18 protein-coding genes are annotated in these 17,051 nt (G+C 71.4%); 5 read left to right on the forward strand and 13 right to left on the reverse strand.

Features of this window, described 5'->3' with window-relative positions:
- Positions 1 to 93 precede the first annotated feature (93 nt).
- Positions 94 to 564, forward strand: a complete 471-nt coding sequence (locus tag VED21_RS24595; protein ID WP_324886977.1) for a VOC family protein — start codon at positions 94 to 96, stop codon at positions 562 to 564.
- A gap of 5 nt (positions 565 to 569) precedes the next feature.
- Here the strand turns inward: VED21_RS24595 and VED21_RS24600 are convergent, their stop codons facing one another.
- The 7 genes from VED21_RS24600 to VED21_RS24630 form a co-directional block, all read right to left on the reverse strand.
- Entirely contained in the window at positions 570 to 1,172 is a 603-nt protein-coding gene (locus VED21_RS24600; protein WP_324886979.1) for a hypothetical protein, read from the reverse strand.
- A gap of 95 nt (positions 1,173 to 1,267) precedes the next feature.
- A complete protein-coding gene (locus VED21_RS24605; protein ID WP_324886981.1) occupies positions 1,268 to 1,711 on the reverse strand; it encodes a PRC-barrel domain-containing protein in 444 nt (147 codons plus the stop codon).
- 388 nt (positions 1,712 to 2,099) lie between these two features.
- Positions 2,100 to 2,678: a hemerythrin domain-containing protein gene (locus VED21_RS24610; RefSeq protein WP_324886983.1), complete on the reverse strand. Its 579-nt coding sequence runs from the start codon at positions 2,676 to 2,678 to the stop codon at positions 2,100 to 2,102.
- 61 nt (positions 2,679 to 2,739) lie between these two features.
- A complete protein-coding gene (locus tag VED21_RS24615; protein WP_324886985.1) occupies positions 2,740 to 3,702 on the reverse strand; it encodes an Hsp33 family molecular chaperone in 963 nt (320 codons plus the stop codon).
- On the reverse strand, positions 3,699 to 4,616 hold the full coding sequence (gene argF / locus VED21_RS24620; RefSeq protein ID WP_324886987.1) for an ornithine carbamoyltransferase: 918 nt from the start codon (positions 4,614 to 4,616) through the stop codon (positions 3,699 to 3,701). The genes VED21_RS24615 and argF overlap by 4 nt, the downstream gene beginning before the upstream one ends.
- Positions 4,613 to 5,785, reverse strand: coding sequence for an aspartate aminotransferase family protein (locus tag VED21_RS24625; RefSeq protein ID WP_324886989.1), 1,173 nt, complete (start codon positions 5,783 to 5,785; stop codon positions 4,613 to 4,615). The genes argF and VED21_RS24625 overlap by 4 nt, the downstream gene beginning before the upstream one ends.
- Before the next feature lie 134 nt (positions 5,786 to 5,919).
- Positions 5,920 to 6,723 carry an ABC transporter permease gene (locus VED21_RS24630; protein WP_324886991.1) on the reverse strand — a complete coding sequence of 268 codons (804 nt, stop codon included), beginning with the start codon at positions 6,721 to 6,723 and terminating at the stop codon, positions 5,920 to 5,922.
- A gap of 80 nt (positions 6,724 to 6,803) precedes the next feature.
- Here VED21_RS24630 and VED21_RS24635 point away from each other — a divergent pair, with 80 nt between their 5' ends.
- On the forward strand, positions 6,804 to 7,352 hold the full coding sequence (locus VED21_RS24635; protein WP_324886993.1) for a regulatory protein RecX: 549 nt from the start codon (positions 6,804 to 6,806) through the stop codon (positions 7,350 to 7,352).
- Between the two features lie 72 nt (positions 7,353 to 7,424).
- Here the strand turns inward: VED21_RS24635 and rpmB are convergent, their stop codons facing one another.
- The 5 genes from rpmB to VED21_RS24660 all read right to left on the reverse strand — a co-directional run bounded on the left by rpmB (position 7,425) and on the right by VED21_RS24660 (position 12,520).
- Complete coding sequence (gene rpmB, locus VED21_RS24640; RefSeq protein WP_324886995.1) at positions 7,425 to 7,721, reverse strand: 50S ribosomal protein L28; 297 nt, start codon at positions 7,719 to 7,721, stop codon at positions 7,425 to 7,427.
- Positions 7,722 to 7,857: 136 nt separating this feature from the next.
- Positions 7,858 to 8,661 (reverse strand): phasin family protein, encoded by an 804-nt coding sequence (locus VED21_RS24645; RefSeq protein WP_324886997.1) that lies wholly within the window; start codon positions 8,659 to 8,661, stop codon positions 7,858 to 7,860.
- A gap of 223 nt (positions 8,662 to 8,884) precedes the next feature.
- Entirely contained in the window at positions 8,885 to 9,889 is a 1,005-nt protein-coding gene (meaB, locus tag VED21_RS24650) for a methylmalonyl Co-A mutase-associated GTPase MeaB (RefSeq protein ID WP_324886999.1), read from the reverse strand.
- Between the two features lie 10 nt (positions 9,890 to 9,899).
- Complete coding sequence (locus tag VED21_RS24655) at positions 9,900 to 10,475, reverse strand: biliverdin-producing heme oxygenase (RefSeq protein ID WP_324887002.1); 576 nt, start codon at positions 10,473 to 10,475, stop codon at positions 9,900 to 9,902.
- Positions 10,476 to 10,630: 155 nt separating this feature from the next.
- Entirely contained in the window at positions 10,631 to 12,520 is a 1,890-nt protein-coding gene (locus VED21_RS24660) for an ABCB family ABC transporter ATP-binding protein/permease (protein WP_414638297.1), read from the reverse strand.
- A gap of 162 nt (positions 12,521 to 12,682) precedes the next feature.
- Here VED21_RS24660 and VED21_RS24665 point away from each other — a divergent pair, with 162 nt between their 5' ends.
- The 3 genes from VED21_RS24665 to VED21_RS24675 all read left to right on the forward strand — a co-directional run bounded on the left by VED21_RS24665 (position 12,683) and on the right by VED21_RS24675 (position 15,865).
- Complete coding sequence (locus VED21_RS24665) at positions 12,683 to 12,835, forward strand: hypothetical protein (protein WP_324887004.1); 153 nt, start codon at positions 12,683 to 12,685, stop codon at positions 12,833 to 12,835.
- A gap of 175 nt (positions 12,836 to 13,010) precedes the next feature.
- Entirely contained in the window at positions 13,011 to 15,461 is a 2,451-nt protein-coding gene (locus VED21_RS24670; protein WP_324887006.1) for a methyl-accepting chemotaxis protein, read from the forward strand.
- A 188-nt stretch (positions 15,462 to 15,649) separates the two neighbouring features.
- Positions 15,650 to 15,865: a hypothetical protein gene (locus VED21_RS24675; protein WP_324887008.1), complete on the forward strand. Its 216-nt coding sequence runs from the start codon at positions 15,650 to 15,652 to the stop codon at positions 15,863 to 15,865.
- Here the strand turns inward: VED21_RS24675 and VED21_RS24680 are convergent.
- Positions 15,862 to 17,001 carry a DUF3095 family protein gene (locus tag VED21_RS24680; RefSeq protein ID WP_324887010.1) on the reverse strand — a complete coding sequence of 380 codons (1,140 nt, stop codon included), beginning with the start codon at positions 16,999 to 17,001 and terminating at the stop codon, positions 15,862 to 15,864. The genes VED21_RS24675 and VED21_RS24680 overlap by 4 nt on opposite strands.
- Between the last annotated feature and the right edge of the window lie 50 nt (positions 17,002 to 17,051).

A 17,051-nucleotide genomic window follows, 5' to 3' on the forward strand; every position in this document is an offset into this window, starting at 1 on the left:
GGCCGGGAAAAGTTCTTTCGCGGCGATGTCGGCGGGGCGGGGCCGTCATCGTCCTTGGGACGGTATCCCCTGTTCCCCGCGAAGGACGACGCCATGCCGAAGATCACCCCGTTCCTCTGGTTCGACACTCAGGCCGAGGAGGCGGCGCGCTTCTACGTCTCCATCTTCCCCAACTCCCGGATCGGCGACATCCTGCGCTACGGCGACGCCGGGCCGGGACCGGAGGGAAGCGTGATGACCATCGCCTTCGAACTCGACGGCCGGCCCTTCGCCGCCCTGAACGGCGGCCCGCACTTCACCTTCAACGAGGCCATATCCTTCGCGGTCGACGTCGCCGACCAGGCCGAACTGGACGCGCTGTGGGACACGCTCTGCGACGGCGGCACGCCGGGGCAGTGCGGTTGGCTGAAGGACCGCTACGGCGTGTCCTGGCAGGTCGTCCCCGGCGTGGTGATGGAGATGCTGGCCGACCCCGATCCCGCGCGGGTGAGGCGGGTCATGGTGGCCATACACGGCATGACCCGCATCGACATCGCCGGCCTGCGGCGGGCGTACGAGGGTTGAAGACCTTACCGCACGACCATCGGCGCCAGATCCTTGCGGATGCCGGCGTCGAGGCGGGCGTTGAGCTGGTCGGCCATGCGGCGGGTCAGGTCCTGCAAGGTGGCCTCGCGGTCGGCCAGCGAGACGTTCTCCGCCACCGTCGCCGATCCGGTGACCGTCGCCTTCGTCACGCCGCGGAAACTGCCGCCGCCGGCGATCGGCGCCTCGCCGGTGATCTCCACGTCGATGCGGCCGTCGTAACGCTGCGCCTGGTCGTTGGTGAAATAGCCCTGCACGCCGCCGGTCTTCGGCAACTGCGTCTCGATGATGCTGGCGTCCCTGATGGTGACGCGCACGGCGCCCTGGCGGCCGCCGGCCTGCAGCCGCTCGGCCGCCCAGCGGCGCACCGCCTCGGCCGGCGGCGTGGGGGAGCTTTGCTCCACGTGCTTGCCGCCGCCCGGCCGATGGCTGTCCACCACGTCGATGGCGGCGGCGTTCAGCACGATGGGGCCGAACTGCGTGAAGCCGATCGGCTGGGTGGACACGCGCGGCGGCGTGCTCTGGCAGGCGGCGAGCGTGAGCGCCGCGGCGGCGGCGGCGGTCAGCAGGAAGGAACGGCGGGTCGGCATGGTCGCTCCGGTCGGCCGGGGTCAAGGGCGGCGGCACTATACCGCCGCCCCCGCGCCATACCAAGAAGCCACCGCCATCCTTGCTGGCGCCATCCTTACTGGCCCGACCGCGAGCGGCTCAGCGACACCATGCTGCCGTCATAGCGGTATTCCGGCAGGGCGGCGAACTGGTCCTTCGTCCAGTTGGTCGCCACGATGGCGTCGCGATCGCGCGAGAAGCGGACGCGGTCGACGTCGACCGCCACGTTCTTCTCGCCGATGCCCAGGAAGCCGCCGGTGCCGACCACCAGCATCTCCGGCCGGTTGTTGCGGTTCATCAGCACGTCGTCGACGGTGCCGACCTTCTGCCCGTCGAACGCGACGACGTCCTTGCCCATCAGCTCGCGCGGCTCCAGCCGGGCCAGCGTCGACAGGTTGCGTTCGTCGAGCGGCCGCGAGGCCTGATCCGACGATCCGCCGAACCATTCGTTCATCTGCGCGCAGCCGGCCATGGACACCAACGCCGCGGCCGACAGCACGGAAAGAGCGATCTTGCGCATGCTGAACCTCCCCTTGGGTGGTTACCCGAAGGGACAACAGCCGAGCGCGCCGCTCCTCACGGACTCCGCCGTCGCGGAGTCATTTCCCGCCGGGGGCGTCCGGGACCTGTGGCGGGGGCTGGGCGCCTCGCCTCCCGCCGTAGGGTTCGGGAGCCCGGCCGTACGGACCGCGATTCCGATCATAGGGCTCGTAAGAGCGACCATACGATCCGGACGAGCGATCGTATGGATCGTAGTAGCGGTCCGGCACACAGCCGGCGGTGGCGAGCGTGACGACGAACAGCAGCAGGATGGCGCGCATGGCTGAACTCCCTCGGACCCTGTCCCAGGGAGAACAGATGGGCAGCCGGTGCCGTTCACGGTAGATGGTCACGGCACGGCCGGGCGCCTACAGCACCAGCGCCTTTTCCCGCTGCACGCTGCCCGACAGGCGCACCGTGGCGCGGTCGTCCAGCCGTTCGCGCAGGCGGGGGAAGTCGACGTCCTCCTCCTGGTGCACGTGCCCGGCGATCAGCGCGCGCAGCTCGCCGACGCGGGCGCGCCAGCGCGGGTCGTCCTTCGGCATCTGCTCCAGCGCGAAGAGGTGCATCTTCATGTCGGCGTGCTCGGCGTAGAGGCGGCGGGTGTCCTCCTCCTCGTGCGCGCGGTCGTGCAGCAGGGGGTAGACCACGTCCTCCTCGGCCAGGGCGTGCGCGGCCAGACGTCGCTTCAGGCGCAGCAGCAGCTGCGTGCGCCGCATCGTGGCGTTGTCCGGGCTGTCCTCCATCTGGTCCAGCAGGGACAGGATGACGCGATGGTCGTGCGCCAGCGCGTCGAACGGGTCGCGCCCGGCCTGCGCGCGGAGCGTGCCGGCCGCCTGCGCCACCAGCGGCGGCATGAGCCGGCTGGCGACCAGCGCCACCAGCACGCCGCCGGCGAACGCCATCAGCCCGTTCGTGGAAATCCCGCTGTCCCGTGCCTGCCGCATGGCCCGCTCCTTCCGCCCGTTCGATACAGGCAGCAAACAGCGGGCGGCGGGCGGGCGTTCCTTACGCGTCGCCGGACCCGTAGACCTTGTCCAGGTCGTCGTCGTCGAAGTGGTAGGCGGTGGAGCAGAACTGGCAGACCACCTCGACCTTGCCGGTCTCCTCGACCTTCAGGTGCTGGATCTCCTCGCGCGGCAGGTTGCCCAGCATGTCGTGCACGCGCTGGCGCGAGCAGCGGCAGCCGAAGCGCAGGTGGTGCGGCGCCCACACCCGCACGCCGTCCTCGTGGAACAGGCGGAACAGCAGGTCGTTGGCCTTCAGGTCCGGGCTCAGCAGCTCGTCGTCGGTGGTGCTGGCCATCAGCACCATGGCCCGGCGCCAGTCGTCTTCCGTGTCGCTGGACAGCAGCGCGGCCGTGCCCTGTTCCGGCGGCATGCGCTGCACCATCAGCCCGCCGGCCCGCCAATGCCCGCCGGCATCGCGGCCGACGGTCACGCGCAGGCCGGTGTCGATCTGCTCCGATTGGCGGAAGTAGTGCTGCACGCAGTCGGCCAGCGTCTTGCCGTACAGCTCGACAATGCCCTGGTAGCGGTCGGTGTTCGGCCCCTGGTCGACGGTGAAGGCGATGTGCCCGCGGCCCAGCAGGGCGGGGGCCGGGGCGATCGTCACGTCGTCGCCGGCGGCGGTCAGCGCCGCCTCGTCGAACTGGGCATAGGCGCGCACGTCGCCGACCGAGGTGACGTCCGCTACCATCAGGCGGATCGGCCCGTCGCCCTTGGTCTGCAGCGTGAAGATGCCCTCGTACTTCAGCATGCTGGCCAGCAGCACGGCCAGCGCCATGGTCTCGGCCAGGAACTTCGCCACCGGCTCGGGGTAGGCGTGGCGCGTCAGGATCTCGTCCAGCGCCGGCCCCAGGCGCACCATGCGCCCGCGCAGCCGCGACGCCTCGATCTGGAACGGCTGGACCAGATCGTCCGAACCCGAGGGGGCGCCGCTCACCGGGGCGGGAGTGGGGGTGTCGCTCATGCCTCCAGGCACCATGCCAGAACGGCCTTCTGCGCGTGCATGCGGTTCTCCGCCTCGTCCCAGACGACCGACTGCGGGCCGTCGATGACGCCGTCCGTCATCTCCTCGCCGCGGTGGGCGGGCAGGCAGTGCATGAACAGCGCGTCGGCCTTGGCCAGACCCATCAGCCGCTCGTCCACCTGGAACGGCGCCAGGGCGGCGTGGCGGAAGGCCTTCTCCTCGTCGGTGTTGTTCATCGACACCCAGGCGTCGGTGACGACGCAGTCGGCGTTGCGCGCCGCCTCGTCGGCCGTCTTCACCACCACCACGTTGCCGTGCCCCTCGCGCGCCGCCCACTCCAGCAGGGCGGGCGGCAGGCTCAGGCTGTCCGGGCAGGCCACGCGCAGCTCGAAGTCGAAGCGCACGGCGGCGTGCACCCAGCTGGCGGCGACGTTGTTGCCGTCGCCGCTCCAGGCCACGACGCGGCCGGCGATCGGCCCGCGGTGCTCCTCGAAGGTCAGGATGTCGGCCATGATCTGGCAGGGGTGCGATTCGTTGGTGAGACCGTTGATCACCGGAACAGCCGCATGCCGGGCGAGTTCCAGCAGCCGCTCCTCCGGACCGGTGCGCACCATGATGGCGTCGACGTAGCGCGACAGCACGCGCGCCGTGTCGGCGATGGTCTCGCCGCGGCCCAGCTGCATGTCGTCGTGCTTCAGCACCAGCGCGTGGCCGCCCAGCTGGGTCATGCCCACCTCGAACGACACGCGGGTGCGGGTCGACGGCTTCTCGAAGATCATGGCCAGCGTGCGCCCGGCCGCCAGCGCGCGGTGGCCGGGGATGTCGCGCTTGATCGCCACCGCGCGGTCCAGGATGCCGCGCAGCGTGGCCCTGTCCAGCCGGTCGAGGTCGAGGAAGTGCCGAGGCGTCGTCATCCCACCAGCTCCTGTGCCGTCTTGCCCAGGATCGCGACGGCCTCGTCCACCTGCGCCTCATCGATGATCAGGGGCGGCAGCAGCCGCACCACGTTGTCGCCCGCGGCGACCGCCAGCATGCCGTTGGCGCGCAGCCGGTCGACCACGGCCGTGTTGGCCGGCACGCACTCCAGGCCCAGCATCAGCCCGTGCCCGCGCACGCCGCCGTAGACCTGCGGGTGGGCGTCCACCAGCCCGGCCAAGCGGCGGTGCAGCGTGCGGCCGACCTTCTCGACACCCTGCAGGAAGCCCGGCGCCAGCATGACGTCCAGCACGGCGTTGCCGATGGCGGTGGCCAGCGGGTTGCCGCCATAGGTGCTGCCGTGCGTGCCCGGCGTCATGCCGACGGCCGCCTTTTCGGTGGCAAGGCACGCACCCAGCGGGAAGCCGCCGCCGATGCCCTTGGCCACCGCCATGACGTCCGGCGTCACGCCGGCCCATTCGTGGGCGAACAGCTTGCCGGTGCGGCCCATGCCGGTCTGGATCTCGTCCATGAAGAGCAGCAGGCCGAACTCGTCGCACACCGCGCGCAGGCCCTTCAGGAAGTCGGTGTCGCCCACGCGGATGCCGCCCTCGCCCTGGATCGGCTCCACGCAGATGGCGGCCGTCTCGTCGGTGATGGCGGCCCGCACCTCGTTCAGGTTGCCGAAGGCGACCATGTCGAAGCCGTCGGTCACCGGCCCGAAGCCCTTCACCATCTTCTCCGCCTTCGAGGCGGCGATGGCCGAGGTGGTGCGGCCGTGGAAGTTCTGCTGGAAGGTGATGATGCGCCAGCGCTGCGGGTTGCCGGTCTCGTACTGGTACTTGCGGCAGACCTTGACCGAGCACTCCCACGCCTCGACGCCGGAGTTGGTGAAGAACACCGTGTCGGCGAAGGTGGCGTCGACGAGGCGCTGCGCCAGCGACTCCTGCCCCGCGACCCGGTACAGGTTGGAGGTGTGCCAGAGCTTCCGGCCCTGCTCGACCAGCGCGTTCACGAGGTGCGGGTGGGAATGGCCCAGCGCCACCACCGCCACGCCGGCGGCGAAGTCCAGGTATCGTCGCCCGGCCGTATCGAACAGATACGGGCCTTCACCACGCTCGAACACGACGTCGGCGCGGTTGTACACGGGCATGACGACCGGAATCACGGGACGCTCCCTCCAATAGGAGTGGGTCCGGCGGACCCCCTGGCCCGACGGAAAGCGGCCAATATCAAGAGATAGGCGGCCGATGTCAACGGCTTGGGCGAGGCCGGGGGCGCATGCCAGCGTTACAGGCGGCTTTACGCCTTCAGCTTGTACCCCGTGCGCAGCATGCGCAGGACCAGCCACCACAGGAACCCGTTGGTCGCCAGCATCACCACGACGCCCAGCGCCAGCGTGCCGTCGGACTGGCCGGTGAAGCCATAGCGGAAGCCGTCGATCATGTAGAAGAACGGGTCGAAGTGGGCGATCCACCAGAACACCGGCGGCAGGCTGGCCACCGAATAGAAGGTGCCGGACAGGAAGGCCAGCGGCGTCACCACGAAGTTGGTCACCGCGGCGATGTGGTCGAACTTCTCCGACCAGATGCCGCCCGCCAAACCCAGCAGCGACAGCAGCATCGACGCCATCAGCGCGTGGAAGATGACGAAGCCCGGGTGCGGCATGTGCAGCGGCGTGAAGGCCCAGATCGCCAGCCCGGTCACGAAGCCCACGCACAGGCCCCGCGTCACCCCGCCGCCGACGAAGCCCAGCGCCAGCTCGACCGGCGCCATGGGCGGCATCAGGATGTCGACGATGTTGCCCTGCACCTTGGCGATCACCACCGAGGACGAGGTGTTGGCGAAGGCGTTCTGCGTCATCGCCATCATGATCAGGCCGGGCGCCAGGAACTCCATGTACGGCACGTCGCCCACCATGCGCACGGCACCCCCCAGCGCCAGCGCGAAGACGGCGTAGAACAGCAGCGTGGTGACCACCGGCGCCCACACGGTCTGCTGGTGCACCTTGACGAAGCGCCGCACCTCGCGGGCGTAGAGCGTCCACAGCCCGATCCAGTTGACGGATCCGACGGCGCGCGGCATGGGAGGAAGGGGATGGGTCATCGTTTCGAGGATCTGCGGGGGATGGGCGACATTAGGCCTCACCGCCCGTTGGGGCAACCGTTGCCAAGGGAAAGCCTGCCATGACGGCCCGCCGTCCGCCCAAGCGCGTCACGCCGCAGTACCTGGAGAACGCGGCACTCCACTACCTGGAGCGCTTCGCCAGTTCGTCCGCCAACCTGCGGCGCGTGCTGATGCGCCGCGTCGACCGCTCGGTGCAGGAGCACGGCACCGACCGCGAGGAGGCGGCGCGGTGGGTGGACGACCTGCTGGCCCGCTACCAGCGCAGCGGCCTGCTGGATGATGCCGGCTACGCCCGCATGAAGGCGGAGAGCCTGCACCGCCGCGGCGCCTCCACCCGCGCCATCCGCGAGAAGCTGGCCGCCAAGGGCGTCGCGCGCGACGCCGTGGACGGTGCCCTGGACCGCGTGCGCGAGGATGTGGAGGGCGGCGACCTCGACCTTGCCGCCGCGCTGGCGCTGGCGAGGCGCCGCCGCCTGGGGCCGTACCGCGCGCCCGAGTCGCGCGCCGCGTTCCGCGACAAGGACCTCGCCGCGCTCGGCCGCGCCGGCTTCGCCTACGAGATCGCCCGGCGCGTGGTGGACGCGGAGGATCCGGCGGAGCTGGAGTAGACGCCCCAAATAGAAAAGGCCCGCCGCGCGGCTGCGCGGCAGGCTCATTTCCTTCGGAGACCGGCAAGCAGCTTACGCCGCGGCCTGCTTGTCCTGGGCCTTGGCGATGCGGCGCTTCAGGCGGCGCGCGTCCAGGCTCAGCACCGCGTCCTTGGCGTCGAGCAGGAAGGCGTCGAGGCCGCCCTTGTGCTCGATCGAGCGGATCGCGTTGGTCGAGAGGCGCAGGCGCACCATCTGGCCGAGCGCATCGCTCAGCAGGGAGGTTTCCTGCAGGTTGGGCTGGAAGCGGCGGCGGGTCTTGTTGTTGGCGTGCGAGACGTTGTTGCCAAACTGCGTGCCCTTGCCGGTCACGGAGCACCGACGAGCCATCGGTCTGTTCCTTTTTAACAAATGAATGCCGGTCTCGGGCAGCAGTCCGCCCGAAAGGAGGCCGCGTTATAGTCGAACAAGCGCGCGCCCGTCAAGGAAGGAGAATCCGGACGCGCGCCTGATCATCGGCCGATGCTTACCCGGCGGTCGCGGGCTTGGCGGCGGGCGCCGGAGTGGCTGCCGGAGCAGCGGCGACCGGGGCCGGAGCCGCCGGAGCAATGGCGGCCGGAGCCTTCGGGGCCTCGGCCTTCACCTCGACCTTGGGAGCCTCGGCCTTCGGCGCCGGGGCGGCGGGGGCCTTCGGGGCCTCGACCTTGGCTTCGACCTTGGGGGCTTCGACCTTGGGCGCTTCCGCCTTCGGCGCCTCGACCTTCACCTCAGTCTTCGGGGCGGCCTTCGGGGCCGCCTTCGGCGCCTCAACCTTCACGGCCGGCTTCGCCTCCGCCTTGGGGGCGGTGGCCTTCGGAGCGGTAGCCTTGGCGGCCGGCTTCGGGGCAGCGGCCTTCTTCGGCGCCGGAGTCGCGACGGGCGCCGCCTTCGGCGCTTCCGCCTTCACGGCCGGGGCCGGCTCGGCCTTCACCTCGGTCTTGGGGGCCGGGGCCTTGGGGGCGGCGGCCTTCGGCGCCTCCGCCTTCGGGGCGGCCTTCGGCGCGGCGGCGACCGGGGCGGTCACTTCGGCGACCAGCTTCTGCGACAGCTCGATGAACGCCTTCACGTCCTCGGCCACGCGGGCGGCGGTGGTGTCGAACAGCTGGCGCTGCAGCGCCACCAGGTCGGCCGGGCTGCGCACCTTGCGCAGGTCCTCGGCGGCCTTGGCGGTCTGGTTGAAGCCGGTGGTCAGGCCGTCGACCCAGCGGCGGTAGCCTTCCTGCACGACGTTGCCGACGCGGGCGGACCGGGCGGCGGCCGTCTCATAGAAGCCCTGGAAGCTGTCACTCATTGCGGTTTCTCCCCGAAACGCGAGTTTGAACGGAGGCGCCCTGCGGCGGCGGGCGCAAGGCCCGGAGGCGCTGCGCAGGACCGGCGGCGGGCCCGAAGGCACACGGCCACCCCGGCGAAACCCGGTTTCGCCGCCTATAATTTACACAAAGGAATGCTGCGGTGCAACAAATTCGCCGCAGTGCGGTATAGAGCGCGGTATAGGGCGCGGTGCGCCCCGTCCCTCAATCCCTCGCCGCCACCTCGCGCCCCAGGAAATGCCCCAGCAGCGTGCGCGCGGCCGCCGTGGGGATCAGGCCGCCGCTGGTGACGCGGGCCTCCAGGTCGGGCAGTTCGGCGCGCACCTGCGGGTTGGCGCGGAAGGCGTCGATCAGCGTCTCGCGGATCTCGCTCCACAGCCAGGCGCGCGCCTGCTCGGCGCGCCGGGCGCTGCGGGTGCCGTTCTTCTCCATGGCGGTGCGGTGCGCGCCGATGGTGTCCCACACCGCGTCGATGCCGCGCTTCTCGAAGGCGGAGCAGCTCAGCACCGGCACCCGCCAGTCGGCACCATGGCGCAGCAGCGTCACCGCGTGGCGGTAGTCGGCCACCGTGTGCCGCGCGGTGTTGGCGAGGTCGCCGTCCGCCTTGTTCACGACGATGACGTCGGCCAACTCCATGATGCCCTTCTTGATGCCCTGCAGCTCGTCGCCGCCGGCCGGCAGCAGCAGCAGCAGGAACAGGTCCACCATGTCGGCCACCGCCGTCTCCGACTGGCCCACGCCCACCGTCTCCACGACGATGACGTCGAAGCCGGCCGCCTCGCACACCAGCATCGCCTCGCGCGTGCGGCGCGCCACGCCGCCCAGCGTGGCCCCGGCGGGGGAGGGGCGGATGAACGCCTCCTCCTCGCGCGACAGATCCACCATGCGCGTCTTGTCGCCCAGGATGGAGCCGCCGGTGCGCTGGGACGTGGGGTCGATGGCCAGCACCGCCACCTTGTGGCCCCGGCCGATGACGTGCAGCCCGAACGCCTCGATGAAGGTGGACTTGCCCACCCCCGGCACGCCGGTGATGCCGACGCGCACCGAGTTGCCGGTGTGCGGCAGCAGGGCGGCCAGCAGCGCCTCCGCCTGGGCGCGGTGGTCGGCGCGGGTCGATTCGATGAGCGTGATGGCGCGCGCGAGCGCCCGGCGCTCGCCGCGGCGCACGGCCTCGGCCAGGGCGGCCGGATCGTTTGGCGTGGTGGTCATGACCGGGAAACTAGCCGCCCTCACGCCCGGCGGCAACGTCCCAGCCAATCCTCGCCAACCAGATCTCGATCGCGGCGAACAGCCCCACCGCCGTGGCGCAGGCCCGCTCGCGCGCCGCCGGGGTGGCGACCTCCGCCTCCAGCCGGGCCAGCAGGTCGCGCCAGCCCGCCGCCGCGTCGATCCCGGCCGAGGCCAGGAAGCGCGCCCCGCGCGCCGCGTCGAAGCCCAGCGCGCGGCTGACGTTGGGCAGCATCGCCCGCCCGCCGTGCGCCGACCCGTCCAGCACATAGCGCGCCGCCAGCCGCTCCGCCGTCCCGCCCAGGTCCGGCAGCCCGTCCATGACCGGCAGCGCGGCGGCGTCCACGCCCAGGTCGTCCAGGTCGGCGCGCAGCAGGTCCAGCCGCCCCGCGCCGCCGCCCAGCCGTTCCTCCACCGGCGCGTGAGCGCCGTGCAGCGCAATAAGGGCCGCGCGGTAGTCCTCCACGGTCAGCCCAGGCCCGGCCAGCGGGCGCAGCACCGGCGCCCGGTCCAGCCGGTCGTGGATCGCCTGCGTCGCGGCGCGCAGGGCGTGGCGGGTGGGCCCCATGCAAACTCCTGAAAATGCAGGGTCTTGCCCCCTCCCTAACCCTCCCCCGCTTTGCGGTGGAGGGGACTGCCGCCGCTTCGGCACACAACCCTCCACCTCGAAGAGGGGGAGGGTGGCTGAGCGTCAGCGAAGCCGGGAGGGGACAGGCGTCTTCCTCACGTCGGCGCCAGCACGCCCGGCACCGGCTCCGGCCCCTGGCTGGTGTCCTGCTGGCGCGCCCAGAGTGCTGCGTAGGCGCCGCCGCGCGCCAGCAGCTCGGCATGCCGGCCGCGTTCGATGATGCGGCCCTGCTCCAGCACCAGGATCTCGTCGGCCTCCACCACGGTGGACAGACGGTGCGCGATCACCAGCGTGGTGCGCCCGCGGCTGACCTCGCGCAGGTTGGCCTGGATCTCCCGCTCCGTGTGGGTGTCGAGCGCACTGGTCGCCTCGTCGAACATCAGGATGGCGGGGTTCTTCAGGATGGTGCGGGCGATGGCCACGCGCTGCTTCTCGCCGCCGGACAGCTTCAGCCCGCGCTCGCCCACCATGGTCTGGTAGCCGTCGGGCAGCGCCATGACGAAGTCGTGGATGTGCGCCAGCCGCGCCGCCTGCTCCACCTCCGCCGGGCTGGCGCCGGGGCGGCCATAGGCGATGTTGTAGAACACCGTGTCGTTGAACAGCACCGTGTCCTGCGGGACGATGCCGATGGCCGCCCGCAGGCTGGATTGCGTCACGCCGCGGATGTCCTGCCCGTCGATGGTTACCCGCCCGCCCGACACGTCGTAGAATCGGAACAGCAGCCGGCTGATCGTCGACTTGCCGGCCCCCGACGGGCCGACGATGGCCACCGTCTTGCCCGCCGGCACCTCGAAGCTCACCCCCTTCAGGATCGTCCGGCGCGGGTCGTATCCGAAGGCCACGTCCTCGAACGCCACGGCGCCGCCGGTCACGGCCAGCGGCCTCGCGTCCGGCGAATCGGCGATCTCGCGGCCGACGGCCAGCAGCTCGAACATCCGCTCCATGTCGATGATCGCCTGCTTCATCTCGCGGTACACGAAGCCGAAGAAGTTCAGCGGCTGGTAGAGCTGCAGCAGATAGGTGTTGACCAGCACGAAATCGCCGATGGTCATGCTGCCGTTGACGATGCCGCGCGCCGCCATCGCCATCACCACCGCCAGCCCGACCGAGATGATGGCCGACTGCCCGACGTTCAGCATCGACAGGCTCTGCTGGCTCTTCACCGCCGCACTCTCATAGGACTGCAGCGCCTTGTCGTAGCGGCGCGCCTCGTGCTCCTCGTTGCCGAAGTACTTGACGGTCTCGTAGTTCAGCAGGCTGTCGATGGCCTTGGTGTTGGCGCGGCTGTCCTCCTCGTTCATCTGGCGGCGGTACTTGGTCCGCCATTCCGACACCAGGAAGGTGTAGGCGATGTAGCCCACCACCGTGACGGCGGTGGCCAGCGCGAACCAGCCGTCGAACATGCTCCACAGGATGACGACGACCAGCGCGATCTCCACCAGCGTCGGCGCGATGCTGAACAGCGCGAAGCGCAGCAGCGAGTCGATGGCCCGCGTGCCGCGCTCCAGCGACCGCGTCAGCCCGCCCGTCTGCCGCTCCAGGTGAAACCGCAGGGACAGCGCGTGCAGGTGGCGGAAGATGTTCAGCGCCACGGTGCGGATGGCGCGCTGCGCCACCTTGGCGAACACCGCGTCGCGCGCCTCGGCGAAGGCCAGCGACAGCACGCGCGCCATGCCGTAGGCGAGGATCAGCCCGATCGGGATGCTCAACATCGGGGATACGCCGCCGGCCGCCGCGCCGCCCGCTGCCGCACCACCGGCCGCTGGCGTCAGCGCGTCCACCGCCTGCTTGTAGAAGATCGGCACATAGACGTTGGCGGCCTTGGCGCCCACCAGCAGCAGCATGGCGACGACCACGCGCACCCGCATCTCCGTCTCGCCCCGCGGCCACAGGTAGGGGACCAGCATGCGCAGCGTGGCCCCGGCGGATGGGCGGGCCTTGTCGGAAGCGGCGGGGTCGGCGGACGGAAAACCAAGGGAGCGCATGGGGGCGGTCGGCTTTTCTGCGGATTGGGCTGTCCGCCTAACCTAGGGGGTGCCGGCCGCTTCGGAAAGCCCGCACGGTTAACGAAACGGTGAGGCGGAACGGCGCAGACTGGCGCCATCCTCAGGGGCGTGACACGCCCCGTAACACCCTGGAGTCCCGCGATGCGCCGCGTCCTGCCCCTTCTCCTCCTCGCGCTGGCCCTGTCCGGCTGCGGCGTCGTCAGCGGGGCGGCCAGCGTCGCCAGCACCGCCGTCAGCGTCACCGCCAAGGCCGCCAGCACCGCCGCCGACGTGGTCACGGCCCCGATCCGTTGAGGTGCCGGGCCGATCCTCAGGCCGAAAAATATTCAGCCTTTATAACGACCTAGATTGCGGGATAGGGCCTTTGTAAAGGGTTGCGAAACATTTTATCTATACCGTCCCGTACGCCATGACCGCGGCGCCGCCGTTCCCGTCGCCCTGCCGCCACACCCAGTTGGGATCAAAGACCATGCAGACCGCCAGCTTCGCCGGACGCTTCAAGGTTGCCACGCGCATCGCCGCCGGCTTCCTTTCGGTGCTCCTGCTCCTCGTCGTGCTTGCCGTCCTGGGTGTGCGCGCCATGGGCACGGCCGAGCACGGGTTCGGCGACTACGCCGGCATCGCGCGCAACACGCAGCAGGTGTCCGACATCGCCGGCACCGTCGCCGACATGCGGCGCAACGCGCTCGCCTTCTCCAACTCCGGCGACGACGCGGCGCAGAAGCGGGTGCAGGAGCTGCTGGCGACGCTGGGACCGGCGCTGAAGGTGGCGGCGCAGGGCACCGGCGATCCCACGCGGCGCGCCAACCTGGAGCGGATGGGCAGCTTCCTCGACGGCTACGCCCGCAACTTCGAGAAGATGGTCAAGGCGCGCGACACGCGCGACCACATGGTGGCCGACGTGCTGACCCCGCAGGGCGAGGCGGCGCGCAAGGGCCTGTCCGACCTCGTCCAGGCGCTGAAGGAGCGCGGCGACGACCGCAACGCGCTCTCCGCCACCCAGGCCGTGGAGGGCGTGCTGACCGCGCGCCTGTTCGCCGCCCGCTTCCTGATGGACACCGACCTCAAGTACGCCGACCTGTTCCGCGACCGCGCCCAGCAGCTGATCGCCTCGGTCCAGGCACTGCAGGCGCAGATGCCCGACGCCGCGACGAAGCGCGCCGCCGAGACCGCGCTGGAGTCCGTGCGCAAGTACCTGCCGGCCTTCGACGACACCGTCACCGCGGTCATGGACAACGTGAAGCTGGTCGCCACCATGGGCCAGGACGCCGCCGAGTTCGCGCGGCTGGCCGAGGCGACCCGCAAGTCGGCGCTGGACTCCATGGAGTCCTCGTCGGAGGAGATCACCTCGGCGCTCAGCCGCACCGCCACCACCAACATCATCGTCGGCGTCGCCGCCGTGCTGATCGGTCTGCTGCTGGCGTGGATCGTGGCGCGCAGCATCACCCGCCCGGTCAACGACATGACCGCCACCATGACCAAGCTGGCGGCCGGCGACCTGACCGTCGCCATCCCGGCGCTGTCCAACCAGGACGAGATCGGCGCCATGGCCAAGGCCGTGCAGGTCTTCAAGGACAACGCCATTGCCAAGCAGCGCATGGACGAGGCCGAGCGCGAGCGCCTGGAGGCCGAGCGCCGCGAGGACGAGGCGCAGCGCGCCCGCGAGGCCGCCATCGGCCAGGAGATCGCCGCGCTGATCGACAGCGTGTCGAAGGGCGACCTCAGCCGCCGCATCGACCTGTCCGGCAAGGACGGCTTCTACAAGACCATGTCGGAGGGCATCAACCGCCTGACCGACACCGTGGCCGGGGTCATCGCCGACCTGGGCGGCGTGCTCGGCGCCCTCGCCAAGGGCGACCTGAACACCCGCATCGACAAGGACTACCAGGGCGCCTTCGAGCGGCTGAAGAGCGACGTCAACGCCACCTCGGCCAAGCTGGCCGAGATCGTCGGCCAGATCGCCGAGGCCGCCGACACCATCGCGTCCGCCGCCGGCGAAGTCTCCACCGGCTCCTCCGACCTCGCCGACCGCACGGAACAGCAGGCCAGCAGCCTGGAGGAGACGGCGGCCAGCATGGAAGAACTGGGCGCCACCGTCCGCTCCAACGCCGACAGCGCCCAGCGCGCCAACCGCATGGCCGACGACGCCCGCCGGGCGGCCGAGCAGGGCGGCGGCGTCGCCGGTTCCGCCATCGACGCGATGAAGCGGATCGAGGACGCCAGCCGCAAGATCACCGACATCATCGGCGTCATCGACGAGATCGCCTTCCAGACCAACCTGCTGGCCCTCAACGCCGCCGTCGAGGCCGCCCGTGCCGGCGATGCCGGCCGCGGCTTCGCCGTGGTGGCCCAGGAGGTGCGCCAGCTCGCCCAGCGCTCCGCCCAGGCCTCCAAGGAGATCAAGAGCCTGATCCTGGACAGCGACGGGCAGGTGAAGGAAGGCGTGGAGCTGGTCGGCAAGGCCGGCGCCGCGCTGGAGGGCATCGTCTCCGGCGTGCGCGAGGTGGCCGGCCTGATCGCCGAGATGGCGGCGGCATCGAGCGAGCAGGCCTCGGCGCTGGACGAGATCAACGCCACCGTCGCGCAGATGGACGAGATGACGCAGAAGAACGCGGCGCTGGTGGAGGAAACCACCGCCGCCGCCCAGGCGATGGCCGGCCAGGCCGCCGACCTGAAGGGCCTGATCGGCTTCTTCCAGCTGAACCAGGGCACGGTCGCCCAGGCCCACTACGCCCCGGCCCGCACCCCGGTGCGCGCCGCTGCCGCCCCGGCCGTGCGCCGCCCGGCCGCCCACGCCGCGGTCGCGGCCCCCAAGCCCGCCGCCCGCAAGGCGGCGCCCGCCGCCGCCCCGGCCCCCCGTACCGCCGCCGGCACGCTCCAGCGCGCCCAGGCCGACGAGGACGACTGGAAGGAGTTCTGAGCGACACCGCTCAGCCAGGACCGAGACTCAGTCAAGACCGAGACAAGGGGATCCGCCACCGGCGGGTCCCCTTTTTCGTTGCTTCGCTCACCTACGACCGGTCATCAAACTGTGACCAGCCTGCGCGCAAAACGGTAAGATCGACACCATACATTCCACCCCGTACCGGACGACGGAGGAGGGTGGCGATGATCACGCGCGGTCTGGTTCCGGAATGCCTCGACGGCATCGCCGAGCGCATGGTGCGCGCGGCGGAGCGGCTGGCCGACGACCGCGCCGCGTTGCGGCTGCTGCGCCGGGCCTCGCAGGTGAACACGATGGCCGACCGCCTGCGCCACCGGGCGCTGCGCCGGGTGCCGCCCGCCATGGCGCGTCTTTCCATCGAACTGGTCGCCGCCGGTTAGCCCTTCATCCCCTTCAGCATGACCGAGGCGCGCCAGAAGCCCAGGTCGGCGCCGTCCACGAAGTGCACGTGGCGGTCGGCGGCGAAGTCGCCGACGAGGCAGGTGATGGTTGTGGCCGCCGCCCGCGCGGTGCCATAGCGGATCTCCCCCGCCTCGGCGAAGCGCGCCAGCACCGCCTCGATCGCCCGCGCCTCGGCCTCCGTCACGTCGAGCACGAGGCGCGGCCCCCCGGCCTCCTTGCGGTAGTCGGACCGCTCGGCCAGTGCGGCGCGGTAGCGCGCCACGTCCAGCGCGCCCAGCGGCCGGCCCAGCGCGTGCACCACCCGGATGATTGCCGCCCCGGCCAGCGCCCGCGCCACCCGGCCCAGCCGCCGGCGCTTCGACTCGGTGCGCGTCTCCAGCCACAACGCGCGCAGCGACGGCGGCCAGCGCGGCGCCAGCCGCTCGCCACCGCCCAGCGGGGCCGCGGCCTCCGTCGGCACCACGCGCTCGATGGCGGCGTGCAGCCGGGCCAGCACGGCGTCGCCGGCCGCCCCCGCCGGCACCGGGTCGGCGATGACGCACAGCACCGTGCCGCGCCCGGCCGGCACCGGCTGCCAGCGGCACGACAGCCCCTCCAGCCCCGGCAGCGGCCCCTCGGCCGGTTCGATCCGCCAGCGCGCGTCCGCCTTCACCCAGGCGTCGGCGGCGGTGACGCCGGCCCCCAGGAACTGCCCGAAGACGTTGCCGCCGCCGAAGTCGTGCACGGCGGCGCGCACCTCCAGCCCCCGGTCCAGCAGCGCCTTCACCGGCACCATGCCGACGCGCAGCGGCACGTCCAGTTCGACCGACGCCCAGTGCGCCAGCGCCGCCAGCGCCCGCGCCGCGTCCTCCCGCTTTCCCGGCGGCACGGCGGCCAGCGCCCCGTCGCCGCCGAACTGGCAGGCGGCCGGCGCCTGCGCCGTCCCCAGCACACTGGACAGCACCGCCACCACGGCCCCGGCGATGAAGTTCACCTCCCGGTGCCGTCCCTCGGCGGCCAGCCGCGTGCTCCCCACCACGTCCGCCACGGCCAGCGCCCAGTCCGCCCCCAGCGCCGCATAGCGCCGGGCGTCGATCCCCTCGGTGGCGAAGTCACGGATGGCCGGCAACTGCATGGCGGAATGCTGCTCCCGCAATCTGCGCCGGTCAACGGAGAGGGAATTGG

This window comes from Azospirillum sp., from assembly GCF_035627195.1.
Taxonomy (GTDB): Bacteria; Pseudomonadota; Alphaproteobacteria; order Azospirillales; family Azospirillaceae; genus Azospirillum.

Bases quoted from the DNA above. Each gene is read 5' to 3' on its own strand.
- VED21_RS24595 (WP_324886977.1), top strand. From the start codon at position 94: ATGCCGAAGATCACCCCGTTCCTCTGGTTCGACACTCAGGCCGAGGAG.
- VED21_RS24600 (WP_324886979.1), bottom strand. From the start codon at position 1,172: ATGCCGACCCGCCGTTCCTTCCTGCTGACCGCCGCCGCCGCCGCGGCG.
- VED21_RS24605 (WP_324886981.1), bottom strand. From the start codon at position 1,711: ATGCGCAAGATCGCTCTTTCCGTGCTGTCGGCCGCGGCGTTGGTGTCC.
- VED21_RS24610 (WP_324886983.1), bottom strand. From the start codon at position 2,678: ATGCGGCAGGCACGGGACAGCGGGATTTCCACGAACGGGCTGATGGCG.
- VED21_RS24615 (WP_324886985.1), bottom strand. From the start codon at position 3,702: ATGAGCGACACCCCCACTCCCGCCCCGGTGAGCGGCGCCCCCTCGGGT.
- argF (WP_324886987.1), bottom strand. From the start codon at position 4,616: ATGACGACGCCTCGGCACTTCCTCGACCTCGACCGGCTGGACAGGGCC.
- VED21_RS24630 (WP_324886991.1), bottom strand. From the start codon at position 6,723: ATGACCCATCCCCTTCCTCCCATGCCGCGCGCCGTCGGATCCGTCAAC.
- VED21_RS24635 (WP_324886993.1), top strand. From the start codon at position 6,804: ATGACGGCCCGCCGTCCGCCCAAGCGCGTCACGCCGCAGTACCTGGAG.
- rpmB (WP_324886995.1), bottom strand. From the start codon at position 7,721: ATGGCTCGTCGGTGCTCCGTGACCGGCAAGGGCACGCAGTTTGGCAAC.
- VED21_RS24645 (WP_324886997.1), bottom strand. From the start codon at position 8,661: ATGAGTGACAGCTTCCAGGGCTTCTATGAGACGGCCGCCGCCCGGTCC.
- meaB (WP_324886999.1), bottom strand. From the start codon at position 9,889: ATGACCACCACGCCAAACGATCCGGCCGCCCTGGCCGAGGCCGTGCGC.
- VED21_RS24655 (WP_324887002.1), bottom strand. From the start codon at position 10,475: ATGGGGCCCACCCGCCACGCCCTGCGCGCCGCGACGCAGGCGATCCAC.
- VED21_RS24660 (WP_414638297.1), bottom strand. From the start codon at position 12,520: ATGCGCTCCCTTGGTTTTCCGTCCGCCGACCCCGCCGCTTCCGACAAG.
- VED21_RS24665 (WP_324887004.1), top strand. From the start codon at position 12,683: ATGCGCCGCGTCCTGCCCCTTCTCCTCCTCGCGCTGGCCCTGTCCGGC.
- VED21_RS24670 (WP_324887006.1), top strand. From the start codon at position 13,011: ATGCAGACCGCCAGCTTCGCCGGACGCTTCAAGGTTGCCACGCGCATC.
- VED21_RS24675 (WP_324887008.1), top strand. From the start codon at position 15,650: ATGATCACGCGCGGTCTGGTTCCGGAATGCCTCGACGGCATCGCCGAG.
- VED21_RS24680 (WP_324887010.1), bottom strand. From the start codon at position 17,001: ATGCAGTTGCCGGCCATCCGTGACTTCGCCACCGAGGGGATCGACGCC.